Origin of the sequence: Bartonella sp. MR110HLJHH (assembly GCF_042194225.1) — a bacterium.
Lineage (GTDB): Bacteria > Pseudomonadota > Alphaproteobacteria > Rhizobiales > Rhizobiaceae > Bartonella > Bartonella grahamii.
The window spans coordinates 21,093-39,234 of record NZ_JBHIMQ010000011.1 but is presented as its reverse complement, the minus strand read 5'-3'; the positions used below and the strand labels follow the sequence as shown (position 1 = coordinate 39,234).

Below are 18,142 nucleotides of genomic sequence, written 5' to 3'. Positions count from 1 at the left end.
TAAGATCTAAGATGTTAGATCTTACCTGAAACAGGATCATGGCGCGTGCGCCAAAGGGCGCACGCAAGGCAAAAACAAAAATGCTTATTCTTTTAAAGAGGTGCTTTATCTTAAAACCGACCACGACCACCTCCAGATCTTCCTGCTTTTGCTGCCGCGCTTGCCACACCTTTAGTAGCGTTACCGGCAGCACCTGAGATTTGTAAAGCAGCATTTTTTACTGTATTAGCACTCGTTCTTGCACCATTGGCAAGCATTGTGAAAACCTGTCCCCCTGAAGAGACACCAGTGTTAAAGTATGGTCCACCAGAGGCCAGCGCTGTTGCAATACCGGGAAGCGCACGGAAGATAATAACCCCTATGATCGAAATGACGAGGACAGGGGGGAAAAGAACATAGATTGATTCATATGAAACTTTGAGAACCTGTAGAATAACTTGACATATAATTGTTCCAAGCATGATCACGAGAACCTGTAAAATGGTAAAATTGATCAAAGTTGTAATCCATGCATCGGTGTATTTTCGCGTTGCGTTGAACAAATACAAACTAATGAATAGAGGCCCAAGACCTATAATCATTACGAGAGCAACTTGTGCAAACATTTGCACAATAAAACCACCTATACAAAAAAGAATAACGGCTAAAAGCATGATAGAACCAAGAAGCCCCACAATGATCTTTTCAAAAAACCAAGCATTGTATAAAACTTCTTGATAGCGAGCATTTGCCTTTAACAAAATATAATCAAAAACATTGGAGCTTGCAGGATTGCTGTTAAGTGCATTCCCAATAGCGTTGGATAAATCATTGAAGAAAATATCCTTGACATAAGTATTAAATGTATCCGCATTCGTTGCCATTGTTGTCACAACAACGATTTTAACAACATTATTGAGAAGACTATGCATGGAAAGCGCAACGCGACCTGTCATAACATTATAGCCATAAAGAAAGATAAAAATGATTGCGGCGAGATTTAAGGGTGCTGAAATAGCAGAAGATAACCCTCTCACCGTTGTGTCCATCACATTATCGAGAGGGGTTAAAATATACCCAGAAACGCTTTCAAATGGAGAAAAACTAAAGTCTGACATTTGTATTCGTACTTCCAAGTTTTTCTTTTAATTGTTTTTCTTTTTCTTTTAATTGTGCCTCAAGGTATTTATGCTTTTGTTGTTCCATTTCTTCACGCATTTCGTCTTTTGTTTTCGTATCTCTTGCTTGAATCATATCAAGAGACTGAAGTTTTAAAGAAGCCACTTGAAGATCGGCTTGAAGAAGAGAAAGTTTTACTTGAAGCTCTTGTTGAAGAGCTTGAAGCTTCTGCAACTCTTCAAGGCTAGGTTTTTTTACAGCTTCTGTTGCTGTTGTATCTGTTTGTGACTTAAGTTGTTCAAGTTGATGACTTATTGCTTTAATTTTTTTTGCAGTTTCAGTTGCAGTTTTATATATGCTTTCAGCTGTTTCTGATTTTGCAGCATCTAATTTTTGTGTATTCTCGAGTGCTTGTTTATAATATTCATCCGCATCGGGTGTCGTTTGTGATATTGCATGAGAAATAAAAGAAAAAGATAACAGTGTAACTAAGCCATATTTTTTCATTGATTTTTTCTCCTTTGATAAAATATGGGCAGCCATTTGTCAGGGTCTGCTCCATATTCGTTGATAATTTCATTCATGAGTTCAATGTTTTTTGTTGTGCCGCTTAAAACGGCGATCTCATCATTCATTCCACGTAAGTTAAGTTCTGCAACGACGGAACTTTGTCCTTGTTTGACGAGAAAACGGCGGGATTCTCTGCTTAATTCTGACTGTATCAGTTCAAATTCACGCTCAGTAAGTTTGAAAGCTTCGACATAATCATTGTAATTTGCTTTTTGATTTGGAAAAAATATTTGGGTGGGGCATTGCTCAATAATTGTGTGTGCGATTGTTGAGTTCAAAGCATCTTTAGGGCTTTGTGTTGCAAAGAGCATCATGCCATTTTGTTTACGGATTGTTTTTAGCCGATCTTGCGCAAAAGCTTTGAATGAATCATCTTCCAAAGCTTTCCAGAATTCATCAACGACAATAATGATGCGCCGCCCATCAATCAAATCAAGAATGCGGTGAAAGAGATACATCATTAAGGGGCGCCGAATTTCTTCATTGTCTAAGAAATCGGTCATGTCATATCCAATGAACTGTGCATTTAAATTGAGATCATCTTGATCATTATCAAAAACCCACCCTAAATCATTGCCTCTAATCCAGCGTTGTAGTCGTATGGCGATACCTTCTTTTGATGTGTTGTCAAAAAACAGTTGAAGTGCACCAAGAGAGCGTTGTGTTGGGGGTAAGTTTTCTAAAGAATCGATGGCTTTGGCGATATCTTGTCGCTCTTCTTCTGTTACGATTTGCCCTTCAGCGCTTACCAGCTTTAAGATCCAATTACGAAGAAAGATTTTATTTTTTTCAGTGTATTCCATGCCCTTTAAGGGAGAAATCCCTGTGGGCTGCCCATTTTTTAGAGGTTTATATTTTCCTCCTCCAGCTCGTACAAAAATCTCTGCTCCTTGATCTTTGTCAAAAAAAACCATTGTTGGATTGTGTTTTTGTAATTGTGCAAGAAGAAAATTAACAATCACTGTTTTACCAGATCCCGATGGACCACAAACAAACGTATTTCCAAGATCGCCATAATGAAAATTAAAATAGTAAGGTGAACCTGCCTGTGTTTTTAGCAATGCGACAGCAGCTCCCCAAACATTATCGTTTAGTTTGCCAACAGGGAAAGAATGGAAGGGCGATAAAGCGGCAAAATTTCTGCTGGTAATAGCGCCTGAACGCGCACGATAGCTAAAGTTTCCAGGAAGCTGTGCCCACCATGCTGCTTCCAAGCCTAAATCTTCTCTGGCAATTACGGCTCCCCCATTGGTTAAATGGGCTCGTGCTTTTGATAAGTTTTCAGTCAATATTTTGGGATGATCAGCAAAAACAGCTAAAGAAATGTGATGCTCGCCCAAAACAAAACGGTTTGATTCTAAATCATCTAGCGCTTCATCGAGTGCATCAATTTGTGAACTAGCACGGTCAGCTGCATTGATCATTTGATTTTGCTTGCGGCTCATAATCGCACTGGCGGCCGCCTTACTTTTAAAGACAAAGGATTGTGTTAAAATGAATTCAAATGGTACCGTAAGCAAACCATCAGTCATACCAGGGCGTGTTTTAGAAGGGTATTCTTTCCATCCAAACATGCCAGCAAAGCGTTCATTACTTTCATGGCGAATTTCGATAATTTCTTTCCCAAAAATAACACGATCCGAGTAAATCGTTGAAGCAATAGTTCCAAATGTGAGAGGAATACGCTCACGTCTTCCCCCCACCAGCTGGTGGAGAAATTCACTTTGTTCAGAAAATAAAATACCTTCATGTTCATAGATTGATAGCAGACGGACTTCATACTCTTCTAAACCTTGCATAAGGTCTTGACTTAACTCTTCGAGTTTACGAACAGCTTCCTCATCGGGTTCAGATTGTGTTTTCTTCGCTTTACTTAAGCGCTGAAAAAATGAAACCAGTTGTTCTGTTTTATCTACTGCGGGATTCCAAAGCAGTGAAATAAACAGATCATTTCTATATAGTTCTTGCGAAACCATTTTCTTTTTATATTTTTCATCTAATGTTGTTGCAAAAGATGAAAGAAAATGACCTTCTGGGTAGATCGTTTCACGGCGGCGGATGATGTGAGAATATAAAGCAACCCGTTCATCTGCAATATTTTTTAAAAGGGTGTTTAATTGGTTGTGTAAAGAATTTAATTGATCAATATCCGCAGTGTCAAAATTTACGCCCTCAACAGCCATCACAACCATTAAACAGCGCGAATTTAAAGCAACGACATGTTGGTTGATATAGCGTATATAGGGAATATATTCTTCAGGCAAAGTTTCCCGTTTCATTATTGACATCTGTTTCACCGGTTTGGCTCCTTCAGCTTAGTTCCTTATAAGTGCGGATAAGGCGTAAGGGGGAGGTAGAACCTCCTCCCCATCGGTTGAGGTTTTTTTGTTTTCCTCGGGTATTGAGCCAAGCAAATAATACGCGAAATTGGTTGTGATCATGTTTTGTCACTTCACGCAAAATAAAGTGCATCCCAATACCAAAACCAATCACGGTAAAACCACTCGTTAAAATAAAAAGAACGGACGTCGCCATGACATTGAGCGCCATCGCTTCCATTGTGACACCGGCAAACATGGACGGTCGTGTACAGGCAAGGAAAAGAGTGTCTTCGTTCATTTATGCCGTGCTCGCTAATTTACCGACAAGAGTAGGGGCACCAAAAACAATAGCAATACCAAGAACACAGTAAGCTGCTTTGCGTAAATCAATAAAGCCGTACATCCAGCCAATACCCACAGCAGCAACACATATAATTGCAATAAGCTTTGCCGTTGGACCCGTCATCATTGTGACAATGCTGCCTAAAACACCTTCAAGTTTTGCGAAACCACTCCCATCAGCAACAGGAGCAGCATAAGAAGGATCTGATACAAGCAATGCTGTAAAAAGCAGCATGGTCATGATAACGATAAAAATGATGTTCTGGGATCTATTATCTGTCATTTTACCTCTCTTTAACAAATAATATTTGTTCATATGTCGACATTCTATTGCCTCTAAAAACTGAAAAATGCTGTTATTTGATGACAGTTAATTCTTCTCGTTTGTTTGTTTTAAAAGCCTTGATAGTGGATCTGTTCACTCTCAAACTCTTTTTCTTAAAGAGACAGAAGTCTTTTCAAATTGAGATTGTGTTACATAAAAATGGCAATTTTAAGTTGTATTCATTGGTAAAGACAATAATATTAAAACAATGCAAGAAGGAATATTATTCTTTACAAAATGTAGTTAATATGCAACACAAATATCTGGATTTTTTCTTTAAAAACAAGGGTATTGGTGATATATAATATGAAAGGATAGAAAAACAATGAATTTTTTGAGTGAGCGTGTTAAGAAATGCTATTTAAATTGATTGTTATTATTTACATTATGGGTTCCATAGTGTGGGGATTAAGCCAATATAAAGATAAAATAGATTTCAGCATTTTTAAAACATTTGGGATGCAAGATATACAAGATATTCTCAATCTTTATCGAGAAGAAGAAAACCGAGAAGAAGAAAATTTGGTTAAATCTATCACCAAACAGCAATTAGAAAAAAATGAACTAGCTCTCGATTTGCAGAAGAGTGTTTCATCAAACGATGTTGCAAATAATACTGTTGTTTTTCATGGTAAGGCCTCTGTTACAAGTGGGGTTACATTTAAATTGCTGACGCCTGCTGCACAATCTTGGCGCTCATATATCACCCGTGATATTCATCTTTATGGTGTAGACACATGTGCACCACGCCAAAAAGCACGATTAAATGATCAAGAATGGCCCTGTGGTGCGGTTACAACGGCTTGGCTTGTCACCAAAACACTTGGGCAGGATTTATCCTGTAAACAGGCTTTGATGCACAATGGTGTTTATTATGCGCAATGTTTTGTTCAAGGGGTTGATTTAGCTGAGGCAGGTCTTACAGAAGGTATGTTGGTACTCTCAAAAGAGGGGAAAGATCCTATTCCAACCCAGTACCATCATGCGGAAGAAAAAGCACGCAACAACAAGATTGGTCTTTGGTCAAGTGATTTCACTGAACCTTTAAAATGGCGGCGAGATAATGGATCTTACAACCCCTTTGAAAATCCGTGATTGGCTTTAACGAACATATTTATTTAAATTTGTATAAAGGAAACTTTATCAATAAAATTGCACCAGACCATAGGGCAAAAGACCATAGGGCAAATTTGAATAAACCGTGAGATTATTTCCGTTTGTGAAGTATTTGTGAAGTAAATGAATAATACTTCCCTTTTCAAGGGAGGTTTGCTCTCAAAATCCCTCCTCTATTTTTACTTATGTGTTTTATAAAAGCAGGAAAATGTCATTGTTAGTGGCAAAGCATTTTTGAGTATTTGTGTTTGAAGGAGAAAATGAGACGATAAAAAACGCTCAAGAAATGGATTTCTAGAGTGGAGTTGATAAAAGTGAAAAATGAATAGATCCCAAAATGGCGTAACATTTGATATAACGGATAGAATATTTTACAGTGCCTTAAAAGAATTCATAGCAAAAGTTTTTTTCATTAGAATTTTGTCTTCAAGATTGGATCACGTTTTTTTACTTCTTTAAAAGTGATCAATCTGTTTAATTCCTTGAAAAGCTTTCATAATTATCTGCTTCTAAACTCAGACTTCGAAAAGATGGATTTCAAACAGACGCTACACGAAGAAATCTTCGTAAAAATGATTTGCATTGTTGATTGTTTCTATATATCACAAGACGTTTTTATTTAAGCATTTGATGGGGGAAACAATAATCAACATACAAATAGGTGAAAAGAGCTCATACTTTTTTGTAATAGCTTTGTAGTCTATTGATCGTGATACTTAAGTATTATAATGCTCATAGGCTTTCTATAGGGCGCGGGGCGCGGTTCCTATCGCAATGTCACTATTGAAATCAGTTGGACAAAAACATTAGTGCGCCTTCTAATTTCGTCATTTTTACTCAGTTTGGGCTTTTTTCTTCTCATTATATTTTATGACAAACTCATACGATGGCTGTCGTGAGTTCTTCTTGCATTATTTTACTCAGAGTGTTCACTTTGAAAGAAAGCAAGTGATAGTAAGGCTGTCTTCTCATACAGTATGAAAATTTAAAACTCATTTGGGGGATGATGTTAACAGATAAGGTATTTAAAGAGGGATAAAATGAAAAAAATTATTTTATTATGCATGGCTCTATTATTCGCTGTGGGGTGTGAAAAAACTTATAGCGTAGAGGATTTTAAGAAAGATGCAAAATTAAGGGAAGAATGGGGAAAGAAGTGTTTTCTTTCAGGACAAGCTGTTAAGGAATCTAAAAATTGTCAAAATGTTTTACAAGCAGATACTGAAATGTTTTTCTCGCCAAAGCTTAATTCTATAGATCGTGGTCATGCGTTTTAACGGTTATGCATACTCAACAGTAAAGTGTTATATAAAAATTCTAAAATAAAGAAGTTACGGTTCAACGAATAGTTGCTTCTTTAAATTTTATAGCGGAGATTTTTATCATTTTTCATCTTTCAGATGAGCTTCCAAAATCATATTTGCAATCCTATTGTTTGTTTCATCTTTGTTAGATTGAGGATTATGATCATGAGAAAACTGGATAGCATTGTCTTATAGAAACATCTCTTAAGGCAGCCAATCCCATTTCACGGTGGTGTCCGTGAATGGTATAATGGTAGATCCATTGAGCACCACGATCTTTACGCTTCATAAAGGAGTAAGCCGGCGCATATTTGCCAGCTCGTGGGTGTTGCTACAGCCCTTGGCACTTGAGACGGTTCATTAGGGGCATTTTTAATCCTTTCTTAATAGTTTTTTATCCACAAGGGCTCTTTCCGCTTGTAACTTGCAAGAGACATGATTTTGGTTGATTCAACATGGAGCGGGTCTGAAATGAAAGGATCTTACGCTATTCTGGATTCTCATTTAACATGCAAAACAATGAATACTCTTTATAAATCAATATCGCTTGAGGTGTGGTGTAAGGCATAAAAACTTTATGCATGGGGTGTTTTGATAAGAGAGTGTAGTGAATATTCAAGAGAGGGCTTTCTTGTATAATTTTGTGAAAGGAACCATATGAAATGTGAAGCCGAGAGGGAGCTGTTTTTGAGAAGTTGGATTGGGTATCAACCAGTTTGAGGAGGGATTTGCATCCTTTGATGTGTGGGAAGGAAGCCAAGAACAGAGCGTGTAGCACCCTATACTTATGTTTTTAAAGGTTTTAATTTTGATCAGAAATTAATTTTAAAATTGCTTTTTGTTTGACAGATGTAAGAATTCTAAAACTTTTTAAAAGCAAATATTCCTCTTTGCTCGCTACAATTTCATCATGATGGTACGGGGTATGTTCTTTTTTGATGATATCAGCGTAAAAAAAGGCAATAGGGACATCCAATATATCGGAGATTTCCTTTAAACGTCCTGCGCTCACGCGATTTAAGCCTTTTTCATACTTTTGGATTTGTTGGAAAGTGACACCTAAATGATGCCCTAATGTTTTTTGAGACATTTTGAGCATTTTTCGCCTAAAGCGAATTTTTTTGCCTACAAAAAGATCAACATTAAGATTTTGAGTTTGCATTTGCCCCCTCCGGTTGCGAGCGCCCTCGCATTGGTATTCCGGGAGCTTGAAAACACTGAACCCTAGTCAGCATTTTGCTTTTAGTGCTTGGAGCACCTGGACATAGCAAAATCTCCCGGAATTCCGGGATACCCACACACTGGGTTTATTTTTACGCTAGGGTTTCGGGTTTTCAAGGCCCTATTGGTCGTTGCGTATACGACCAATACATTTTCTAATTAGTAAAGTAATTTTAGGAGATTGGCAATAAAAATAGTTTTTCTTAAGACGGATAGATTTTTTTAATAGGAGGTTGTTTGCCTTTCAAATTTTTAAGGTTTTCTTACTAAACTCACGTTTTCAGATTCGCTTTTTTCAAAGGTAAACCTTGGTTTTTAAGGTCAAGGCACCGTCTATGGTGCTGTTCTTAACCAATAACCAAAATGGCTTGTTTTGATGCGTCTGAGATATCATGATGATAGGGGAAACCTTTTATGAGTAAAGAGCCCTCATGCAAAATAAAATCAAAACAGAATAGATTTGGTTGTTGTATATTCACATGTTTGTTTTGAGAAGATATTTCTCAATGTTAGCGCCCATTTCACAAATGGCGTTTCGTAAAGTGTATAACGTAAAAGCTTCGATGAATGGGATAAAAGCTATATTTCTATCTTTACTGAAAAAAAGATGCTTGGAGGGCACATACTCTTTGTCAGTCTAAAATATTACGACAGTTTTTACCTTTGAAAGGGAGCATAAGAGCTATTTTTCTCTCTTCACGTGTTTTTATTTATACGCTCATCCTGCTTATAATGTGCAAGCGAAAAGTTTTGATTGATTCAATATCAACAGATTTGAAATGAGAAAAGATATTTTGGTTTCTCATTATGTATGAATAATAAATTATTATTATAAATCAATAATTCTATACTTAAGGAAGCGTTTTTTTAAGGAGTTTTTTTGTTCGTTTTTAAGAATGTGCGTGTTTTAGATAAAAAACTGTATCAACGCAGTTATTGTGAGAATTAAAGTTTTTATGAGAAAAATGAGCATTGTGGAATGATAAGCTTTTGATATAAAGCGTTTTAGAATTTTGCACAACTTAACGATAACTTATTTATTTTGTCATTTCTTATGATTGCTATAAGCGATGCAAAGTTGGAATATGGTTTGAGAAAGCAGATGACACAAGTATTATCTTTCGGTAAGTAGTTTTGAAATAAAAGACAGCTTTAAATGATAAATAAAGATAGGTGCACCATGAATGAACTTACCCATATTGAGACTATTATAACGCATTATGATGCTGTTTTTTGTGATGTGTGGGGTGTTGTGCATAACGGTGTACATGCATTTGAACCAGCGTTGAAAGCATTGTATAAAATTCGACAAATGGGAAAAAATGTTATTTTATTGACCAATTCTCCTCGGCTACGGGAAGATGTTGCTGCTCAATTACAAAGCATGAATGTTCATCGTGACTATTATGATGCCATTATCACTTCAGGGGATGTAACGCGCGATCTCATTCGGACAGCTCCGCGTAAAGTTTTTTTTATTGGTTCACAACGTGATTTGGTGCTGTTTGAAGGGTTAGAGTGTGAATTTGTTGAAGAATGGGAGGCTTCTGTTGTCGTCTGCAGCGGTTTTCTTGAAGATTTTGACGAAGAACCCTCTGCTTATGAGGAGATGTTTCTTCGCATGCGGGCGCGGAATTTACCTTTTATTTGTGCTAATCCTGATGTGATTGTCCATTATGGAAATAAAGAATTTTGGTGCGCTGGTGCATTGGCGCGTCTTTATCAACAATTAGGGGGGGAAGTACGCATTGCTGGAAAACCTCACGCGCCTATTTATGAGTGTGCCTTTGAAAAACTTCAAAACATTCGTGGAATTGTGGAAAAAAGTCAAGTTTTAGCTATTGGTGATGGTCTTTTGACGGATATTAAGGGGGCGGCTCATTTTGGTCTTGATGCCCTTTATATTATGGGGGGGATTCATCATTATGATTATGCGCAAAATGGTGTGGTGGATAAGCAAGCTTTGCATTCTTTTCTTGAACGTCATGGTTATAAACCACAAGCAATCATGTGGGCACTTCAGTAATGGCTAATTTTTTGCGTCTTCAGGGGACTCACATGTTTCCCTCGGCTTGGCGGGGAGCCGTGTTGGCACTTGGAAATTTTGATGGTGTTCATTGCGGACATCAGATGGTGTTGCAAAAAGCGCTTGATTTCGCGCAGATAAAAAAGAAACCAGCAGTTGTTTTAACCTTTGAACCACATCCAAGAAGTTTTTTTCAACGTTCAGCTCCTGTCTATCGTTTGACAGAGGCAGCTGAAAAAGCTGAAATTTTTAAAGTCCTTGGCTTTAATGGTGTGATTGAACAGCCCTTTGATGCGCACTTTGCCACGCTTTCAGCGGATGAATTTATCAAATCGATTTTAAAACAGGCTTTTGATGTTTCAGTTGTGGTGACAGGGGAAAATTTTCAATTTGGTCATCAGAAAAGTGGAAATGTGCAGCTTCTTTGCCAAAGGGGAGAGAAATATGGATTTGAGGTTGTGCAAGTTCCTTGCGTTTCGCGTCTTCAAGATTCACAACAGTTGATTATTTCCTCTAGTTTTATTCGGCAGCTTCTCTCACAAGGAAAAGTGGACAAAGCAGCTCATTTGTTAGGGTATCACTATCGGGTATGCTCCAATATTATTCAAGGCGATAAACTTGGACGTCTTTTGGGATTTCCTACCGCCAATCAAATGTTGCCTTCCCAAGTTCGTTTGGCTCATGGTGTTTATGCGGTGCGTTTACGTCGTGCGAACGGTGTTTTGTATGATGGTGTTGCAAGCTTTGGTTGTCGTCCAACGGTTGTTAAAGATGGTGCGCCACTTTTGGAAACCTATTTGTTTGACTTTAACGACGACCTTTATGGGGAAAGCTGTACCGTTTCTTTTTTCCAGTTTTTGCGAGGACAAGAAAAATTTGATGGGCTTGAACCTTTGATTGCGCAAATGCACCGTGATGAAAAAAAAGCAAAAGAAATTTTAAAGATAGCACAACCATTATCAAAGTTGGATAGGCTGCTTACTTTTAAAAATATGCCCTAAACTTATCTGCAAAAGATAAAAGAGCTGTAAAAATAGCACTTAAAGTGATTATAATCACAAAGATATATTCCAAAACATCGTGGAATATATGTTGTTTCCGTTGTTGAGAGGGAGAATCGAATATCTGAATATCTGATTTTGGCATTATCTTTTTCAAAGTTCATTTTATGGCTTTTGTTGTCATTCAAAAGTTTACTGCTTGTTTCTTTCTGATCCGTTAAAACCCATCATAAAAGATGCAGTAAAGAATAAGCCTCAGCCTATTTGGCAATAATAGACGTGAAGAGAGAGAAAGGCTGTTTTTAAAATTTTTTGCGATTTTAAGCTTATAGTTTGATAAAATTTAATCGATAACTCTTTTATTTCAAAAATTTATGGTCTCTTTTTTCTAATTTGTTTTATTATGACATATCGTCTTTTATGATGGGATTGGGTTTATGTAAAATCTTACGCATGTGATATTTAGTATCATATGATGAATATTAAAAAAAGGTTCGTTTGTTGAGCCTCGTGAAGTAGAGCGGTGGTCAGCAGCGGCTTTGTGCTAACCAATCACGTAAACGAGAATGAAGCTGATGGAAAATGCTTTAAGTCTCGTTTCTCTCGTATATTGTGATAGGAAATCTACATTAAGGAGACTATGATCGATTGCAGATAAAAAGAAATCATTGCGAGAAAGCAGGTGTACTTGTTTCAAAAATTTTTAATGCTTTTGATTGATAAAGGCACAATTTGGTTGTCGTAATACGTAAATCTTTCAGATTCTCAAACAAAGAACTGTCCATATATCTTCTTTGTCCTTCACAAATATAACGCCTATAATGTAACGGGAAGGCTGTCTTGTAAGGATATGAAAATGCAAAGCCAATTATGTCTTGTTGTTTTTTGATAGAAGTGTTGGATAAAAGTTGGGACATCTTTCCAATCTATGTTCGCTCTATTCATGACTTTATGGTGTTGTTTTTCTCATAAAACTTTTGCTTTAGCGATCCTCAACGCGAGCAGTATGTTTGAGACAAAGATTAAAGCGCTTTAGTGCTCTCTTTGCTGTTACAGCTTTTGTATACCAGATGGGGAGAGTCTATTGCCATATTCATTTGGATAATCTCTGAAATCAATCTACAGCCTTATTGGGGAAAAATATGAAGTTATAAAGGGGGAAATCAGTCCAGATGACTGTCTTTTTTAAATTCGGCTTTGCCACTTTCAAAAGTGTCTAGAGCAATATCTCTTAAATCATGAAAATAACAGTTTCAGGCTTTGTTGTTTTTTGAATAGGATAATCACGTTCTACAGGTAAAATAAAATGCTGGAATATACTTGTGTTGCTAATTTACGCGCCTGTTTTAAAGAAATATCTCTCAACGCTTCCTATATCCGTTTTCATGATGGCACTCATGAATGGTATCTTGCAAGCTCCGTTGAGCGCTATCATCTTTATGTCTAATAAAAGAGCAATCCGGTATCATCAGTTATATTGACAAGCCTTCAGTGTTGTACAGCCTTGGCTATTTGAGAGCGTTTATGTTTATGAGAGGGATTTTTCTTAACTCGTTTTATTTCATACGAACTCTTCCTGCTTGTGACATACAAGAAACACGCTTTTGATTGATTCACTATAAATAGACTTAAAATGAGATAATTTTACGGTATTAGGGTTTCTCACTCAACGTGCAAAATAATTAATTGTTATAAATCAATATTTTGCAATTAACCATAGATTATGGCTTACGGATTTTTTATAAAATATTCTGCATGCTTTTTATACGGAATATGGGGTTTTCTTAGTGGCTTTACTGTTGTTTTAGGTGTCTATGGTGTACGAATGAGCTCGTACTGGTAAAGGGAAAGACAAAGAAGGTGAAGCAGTGATAAAAGGTGAGGTGAAAATAGATTTCCTTGATCATCATATGAATTTTCATGCATTTTTATGGCTTCAGGTGTGCATGTTTGTTGTATATTTAACAGCAAAGTTTGCGTGTAGAGTCTTATGAAGTGGGAAGCCTGAGTGGAAAGCGCAAGACAAAGATTATTGACAGATTATTTTTTACAGATCGATGTGTATTTAAGAGTCTTTATCTTTTAAGGCGAGGAGGAAGCGTATGAAATCTGTGTTTAAAGACGCGCTAAACGATAAAGATGCAGCGAGCGTGCTCCGTGATGGCAATAAGCGAGAAGAGGCAGAGAGGCGGTTTTTAAAATTGTTTGCATAGCTTCAACAGCTGACTGTTCTATAGTTGGAGGAGAAATGGGAATGTGATAGGCTTTTATGCCATATTCATTTGCGACCGTTTTAATGCTAGAAAAGTCAGGTTGATGAAGCTCCTCGTGATCGGGGCGGTTGCAGATAATTGTTTTAAAACCAGCTTGTGCCAATGTTTTGATATTTTCTATGCTAATTTGGGCGCTGATAAAAATATCAGGTTCAATTTGTTGTAAATTCATTTTTATTTATTCTCAATTGCACGATTTTCACGATCCCCCCCCTAGTCTGGTATATAAAAGAACATAATGAAGATAAGTTTTTCAATGGCATCTTAACAAAAATATTCTTTTTGTCGAGAAGATCTATTTTGGGAAAATGAGCTGTAAGATGCAAAATATCTCACTCCGCAATATGTTCGTTATTCGACCTTATGCAAGACGGCTGTTTGGTCTTTATGCATAATCTATTATGTTTACCAAGCATAGACATTCCATTGTGTTGCTTGTTCACACGTTTGGTAGAGGTATTCTTATTTCTCTTAAGCCTATTTTACCCTGTCGAGCGTATAAGAGTATAAAATTCATTGATCACTACCCTCTTTACGCTTATGAAGAAGGAAGTCGGCACCATTGTTATATTTTTCAGTCCCCAATGTTACTACAGTCCTTGGCTCTTGAGACAGTTCATAAGAAGTATTTTAATCCTTTCTTGTACAGTTTTTACCCACACGCTAGCCCCGCTTGTAACGTACAAGAGACATGATTTTGATTGATTTAATATCAGAGGGCATGAAATGAGAGAATCTTCCTGATTTCGGCTCTCTCATTCAACGTGCAAAACAATGAATGCTTCTTATAGTTTGTTGTATATTCAGAGTGGAGTTTATTTGTAGAGTTGCATTAAGTGGACTGCATGAAGGGAGAAGCCCAAATGGCAGGCGCGAGATAAGAAGCTGGATCATTTACAGAGCATTGTTCACAGATCGACATGGATGTAAGAATCTTCGTTTTAGGGTGGGGGAAGAAGATCGTGTCTCTTGTTTAGATTTATTTTTGTTATTCTCAAAAACATCATCTTCATAATGTTTTTTCTTATGCTAAAAGAATATTATAAAGACAAAGTTGCGGGCTGTCGTTTTATCCTAAAAATAGGAGAAATGGTTATTTTGCACGTATTGGATGCTTGCTTCTTTTATTACTTTCTGTATAATCGTAAAAACGATAATGCTGAAAGGCGTAATAAATGATCATTGGACTTTTGAATCAAAAGGGAGGCGTAGGAAAAACTACGTTGAGTGTTAATCTTGCGGCTAGTTTTGCGCGTACCGGTGCACGGGTATTGCTTATTGATGTTGATCCACAGGGGAGCGCATTGGATTGGGCTGCAGCGCGTGAAGATGCACCTTTGTTTTCGGTTATTGGTTTACCACGTGCAACGGTTCACAAAGAGATTACACAGATTGGTCATGGTTATGATCATATTATTATCGATGGTCCTCCACGTGTGACTGATCTTGCTCGTAGTGCTCTTATGGCTTCTGATTTGGTGCTTATACCTGTTTTGCCTAGTCCCTATGATATTTGGGCAGCCGATGGAATTGTAAAGCTGATTGACGAAGCACGTGTTTATAAAGAAAATCTTGAATCTGCTTTTGTTATTAATCGTAAAATAGTCAATACAGCGATAGGGCGTGATGTGAACGAAGCTCTTGGCATATACCCCGTGCATGTTCTTTCTTCTAGCGTTGCGCAGCGCGTGATTTTTGCAGAAGCAGCAGCACAGGGGAAGGCGGTTTATGAAGTTGATAAGCAAGGACCAGCAACAGCAGAGATTGAAGCTGTTGCAGCGGAAATCAAGGAGTTAGCGCGATGAATAAAAAAATTAAAATCGGCACGAAACCAACGAATAAATCAATTCCTTTAACAGCAGATGCATGGGTAGGAAGCCCCAAAGGGAGCATGAGTGGAGGTATGAAGCGCCTCACGATTGATATACCAGAAAGTTTGCATCGATTGATTAAGGTAAGTTGTGCAAGTCGTGGAACTAAAATAGCCGATGAGGTGCGCGAATTGCTTTCACAAAAATACGGAAAAGTGTAAAAAGTGATATATGATAATAAGTTTTCGTTGGTTTGAATACTTTTTCTAGAGATGATATCATTTGTTTTTATACGAAGTTAATAATGATAAAATCTCCCTTCTTTTTTCACGAGGGCTGCTTCATTTAAGTTGTTTTTCATAAGGTTCTGTATCATTTCATGAAAGAGCTATGAGTTTGCGAAAAATTCTCCGTTTCAAACTTTTCCCTATACAAACTTTTCCCTATAAGTATGATAATCATCATACTACTTGTGATCTTATATCGCTATCTTATCCGCTAGATGAATAGATAAGTTTATTCTTCCATAAAAATTTTCTTGATAATGATTTTAAACGTCAGGTTATTTCTTTGTTTATTTCACTTAATACATGCGTAAATAATGTAATTAAGAGTAGCGTTGATTATTTTTTTCTGTTATGCAGCGATTTATTTTATTAAATTATATTCATGTTTATAAAGGGGGGATATAAATAAGTAAAATTTACTGATATTGGCGCGCTATAAGTTTTCCTAATAAACAAAAGAAGTCATTGAGCATATTATAGACAGTATTTCTTACATTTATATGATTTTATAGTCTTAAATAGTTAATGCCAGTCGTAATGGTACGCAAGGAAATAGGCTTTTTTGCTTCAATTGATAATGTATAAGATCGCTTTTTTAGCATTTCTATTGGCATTTAAAAAGTGCAGGGGGACTTAAAGTTTTCTTTCTTTTCCGGTGGTTTAAGAAATGATAAGAGCGCAATCAGTTGGTTAAAAGGTGTATTCTTTCTTTTGCAGGGAATTTGCAATGGATATAGGCATTACGAATTTTTGATAAGATTTTGTGCGACTTCTCATGATGAAGTGGTTTTTGAAAAATGCCAAGATATCAAAATTACTGCTGAAGTTTAAATACTTCAAATACAAAGAGCAGCCGTGCAGATAATGCTACAAATGCAAGTCTGATAAATAAAAGCAGTTTTCATGATTTAACATGTTTGCGTTACAAGTTTGCGTATTTGCAAAGGAAAGTTAGACGCAAGGTCACAATATAGGAGGGGATGTGAATCCAAAGATATTGTTAATAAAATATAAAACAAAGAGAGGGGTTAAATCATGAACAAGATCATTATAACAGCGCTGTTGCTTTGCACGGGGCTTGTTACTGTTGGTTCACGAAAAAAACTACAGTGTTGAGGAATTTAAGAAAGATAAAAAATTGATGCAAGAATGGGGAAAGAAATGCGATAAAATCGGGACCTCTGCTTTTGCAACCAAGAATTGTCAAAATGTCATGCAAGCCGATATGGAGCTTTTTCAAGAGCATTATAGAAATCTTGCAAAGGAACTTCGTGAAAGTGGCAAAAAAGGGAATGAAACTGAAAAAAAGCAGGACAACAATTAAATCATAAAAATATATTGATAGCGGTGTTTTTCTTTGTACGCGATTTATCATCATAGGTTGGAAAAAATTGCGTACAGAAGTCGATTTTAAAATTTTTGAAAATGCACCAATGAACCGAATGTACAAATTTAATGGAACCCTAAATTGTGTCCTAAACTTTGTAAATTTGAAAAAAGGGGAATTTATTTATGAATAAAGCCATTATTACAACAGTGCTGCTTTGTGCTGGACTTGCTGTTGCTGGATGCGAGAAAAACTATAGCGTAGCAGATTTTAAGAAAGATCCTAAATTACTCAATCAGTGGTTAGAGAAATGTTTTATTGCAGGGAGTTTTGATTCTCAAAATTGTAAAAACGCAGAAAAAGCTGAATTAGAAACTCGTAAAAAATGGGGAGTTTTCGGCTCTGGAAAGGACGACCAAGAAAAAACTGAAGATAAAAAGGAAGGGAATTAAATCATGAATAAAGTCATTATTACAGCAGTGCTGCTTTGTACTGGACTTGTCCTTGCTGCTTGCGAAAAAAATCACAGCGTGGCGGAATTCAAGAAAGATAAAACATTACTCGAAGAGTGGGTAAAAAAGTGTGAAAAGATGGATCCATCGTCTATAAAGAAATCTAAAAATTGTCAACATGCCAGACAAGCGTATATGGAACTTATGTTTGGCATTAATTAAAAACATAAAATTCAATAAATTGATTCTATCAATAAGGAATTGGTTAATTGTTGATTCTATTACGTTTTTTAGGCTCTCTCTAACTTTTAGAGAGCCTTTTGATGGCTTCAAGAATTAGCCGTTTACGATCTGTACTCTTTGTGTAAACGGATGCTATACTGTCTATTTGTCCAGCCAAAAAGTGCTTTCAATTGTGATAGTATTGCATCCGAATGAGTTGCTACGTGTTATTGCTAATTTTTCAAACTATGTGCTGATTGTTTAATGTTTTGGTCGCATGTATTTAAAACATGAGATTGAATCTACCTTTGGGGTGTTTTTCTGCGTTCATCACAAATAAATGTTTCATCACACTAAGACCGGCTTTAAGCGTTGCGGCTAATTTCGGAAAAATTGGGAGGAAACATTTGTTTGGAATTTACTTTTCTCTGTCTTAATAAAGAGAA

The 18,142-nt window shown here is 36.7% G+C and carries 17 protein-coding genes and 1 pseudogene; 10 read left to right on the top strand and 8 right to left on the bottom strand.

Annotated features, from left to right (window positions below; genetic code table 11):
- Window positions 1-110 precede the first annotated feature (110 nt).
- From ACFIKB_RS07195 to ACFIKB_RS07175, 5 genes are read right to left on the bottom strand one after another with little or no spacing between them, the layout of a single operon-like run.
- Window positions 111-1,097 (bottom strand): type IV secretion system protein, encoded by a 987-nt coding sequence (locus ACFIKB_RS07195; protein WP_375636376.1) that lies wholly within the window; start codon window positions 1,095-1,097, stop codon window positions 111-113.
- Window positions 1,084-1,605, bottom strand: coding sequence for a type IV secretion system protein VirB5 (locus ACFIKB_RS07190; RefSeq protein WP_375636378.1), 522 nt, complete (start codon window positions 1,603-1,605; stop codon window positions 1,084-1,086). Before ACFIKB_RS07190 ends, ACFIKB_RS07195 begins: the two co-directional genes overlap by 14 nt.
- Window positions 1,602-3,956, bottom strand: a complete 2,355-nt coding sequence (locus ACFIKB_RS07185) for a VirB4 family type IV secretion/conjugal transfer ATPase (RefSeq protein ID WP_375636421.1) — start codon at window positions 3,954-3,956, stop codon at window positions 1,602-1,604. The genes ACFIKB_RS07190 and ACFIKB_RS07185 overlap by 4 nt, the downstream gene beginning before the upstream one ends.
- A gap of 22 nt (window positions 3,957-3,978) precedes the next feature.
- On the bottom strand, window positions 3,979-4,287 hold the full coding sequence (locus tag ACFIKB_RS07180) for a type IV secretion system protein VirB3 (RefSeq protein ID WP_273788309.1): 309 nt from the start codon (window positions 4,285-4,287) through the stop codon (window positions 3,979-3,981).
- A complete protein-coding gene (locus ACFIKB_RS07175; protein ID WP_375653154.1) occupies window positions 4,288-4,614 on the bottom strand; it encodes a TrbC/VirB2 family protein in 327 nt (108 codons plus the stop codon).
- Between the two features lie 396 nt (window positions 4,615-5,010).
- Between ACFIKB_RS07175 and ACFIKB_RS07170 the strand changes: the two genes are divergently transcribed.
- Together ACFIKB_RS07170 and ACFIKB_RS07165 are read left to right on the top strand one after the other, a co-directional pair.
- Entirely contained in the window at window positions 5,011-5,751 is a 741-nt protein-coding gene (locus ACFIKB_RS07170; protein ID WP_375636382.1) for a hypothetical protein, read from the top strand.
- Between the two features lie 1,061 nt (window positions 5,752-6,812).
- The gene (locus ACFIKB_RS07165; RefSeq protein WP_375636384.1) at window positions 6,813-7,049 is read left to right on the top strand and encodes an EexN family lipoprotein; all 237 of its coding nucleotides are present in this window, start codon (window positions 6,813-6,815) and stop codon (window positions 7,047-7,049) included.
- Window positions 7,050-7,878: 829 nt separating this feature from the next.
- Here ACFIKB_RS07165 and ACFIKB_RS07160 read toward each other — a convergent pair.
- A complete protein-coding gene (locus tag ACFIKB_RS07160) occupies window positions 7,879-8,238 on the bottom strand; it encodes a helix-turn-helix domain-containing protein (protein ID WP_375636387.1) in 360 nt (119 codons plus the stop codon).
- 1,239 nt (window positions 8,239-9,477) lie between these two features.
- On the opposite strand from ACFIKB_RS07160, the gene ACFIKB_RS07155 reads away from it, so the two are divergent.
- From ACFIKB_RS07155 to ACFIKB_RS07145, 3 genes are all read left to right on the top strand, one after another.
- Complete coding sequence (locus tag ACFIKB_RS07155; RefSeq protein WP_375636389.1) at window positions 9,478-10,323, top strand: TIGR01459 family HAD-type hydrolase; 846 nt, start codon at window positions 9,478-9,480, stop codon at window positions 10,321-10,323.
- Window positions 10,323-11,324 carry a bifunctional riboflavin kinase/FAD synthetase gene (locus ACFIKB_RS07150; protein WP_375636391.1) on the top strand — a complete coding sequence of 334 codons (1,002 nt, stop codon included), beginning with the start codon at window positions 10,323-10,325 and terminating at the stop codon, window positions 11,322-11,324. Before ACFIKB_RS07155 ends, ACFIKB_RS07150 begins: the two co-directional genes overlap by 1 nt.
- A 1,306-nt stretch (window positions 11,325-12,630) precedes the next feature.
- Window positions 12,631-12,771: a hypothetical protein gene (locus tag ACFIKB_RS07145; RefSeq protein ID WP_375653151.1), complete on the top strand. Its 141-nt coding sequence runs from the start codon at window positions 12,631-12,633 to the stop codon at window positions 12,769-12,771.
- A gap of 668 nt (window positions 12,772-13,439) precedes the next feature.
- Here the strand turns inward: ACFIKB_RS07145 and ACFIKB_RS07140 are convergent.
- Window positions 13,440-13,769: a TIGR01244 family sulfur transferase gene (locus ACFIKB_RS07140; protein ID WP_375636395.1), complete on the bottom strand. Its 330-nt coding sequence runs from the start codon at window positions 13,767-13,769 to the stop codon at window positions 13,440-13,442.
- A 1,003-nt stretch (window positions 13,770-14,772) separates the two neighbouring features.
- Between ACFIKB_RS07140 and parA the strand changes: the two genes are divergently transcribed.
- The 5 genes from parA to ACFIKB_RS07115 all read left to right on the top strand — a co-directional run bounded on the left by parA (window position 14,773) and on the right by ACFIKB_RS07115 (window position 17,696).
- Entirely contained in the window at window positions 14,773-15,402 is a 630-nt protein-coding gene (gene parA / locus ACFIKB_RS07135; RefSeq protein WP_375647479.1) for a ParA family partition ATPase, read from the top strand.
- Complete coding sequence (locus ACFIKB_RS07130; RefSeq protein WP_015856697.1) at window positions 15,399-15,629, top strand: plasmid partition protein ParG; 231 nt, start codon at window positions 15,399-15,401, stop codon at window positions 15,627-15,629. The genes parA and ACFIKB_RS07130 overlap by 4 nt, the downstream gene beginning before the upstream one ends.
- 1,153 nt (window positions 15,630-16,782) lie before the next feature.
- Complete coding sequence (locus ACFIKB_RS07125) at window positions 16,783-17,019, top strand: EexN family lipoprotein (protein ID WP_375644939.1); 237 nt, start codon at window positions 16,783-16,785, stop codon at window positions 17,017-17,019.
- 188 nt (window positions 17,020-17,207) lie between these two features.
- Complete coding sequence (locus ACFIKB_RS07120) at window positions 17,208-17,474, top strand: EexN family lipoprotein (RefSeq protein WP_375644940.1); 267 nt, start codon at window positions 17,208-17,210, stop codon at window positions 17,472-17,474.
- Window positions 17,475-17,477: 3 nt separating this feature from the next.
- Window positions 17,478-17,696 (top strand): EexN family lipoprotein, encoded by a 219-nt coding sequence (locus ACFIKB_RS07115; protein ID WP_375636402.1) that lies wholly within the window; start codon window positions 17,478-17,480, stop codon window positions 17,694-17,696.
- Between the two features lie 79 nt (window positions 17,697-17,775).
- Here ACFIKB_RS07115 and ACFIKB_RS07110 read toward each other — a convergent pair.
- A pseudogene (locus ACFIKB_RS07110) lies at window positions 17,776-18,134 on the bottom strand (integrase); the annotation flags it as partial.
- Between the last annotated feature and the right edge of the window lie 8 nt (window positions 18,135-18,142).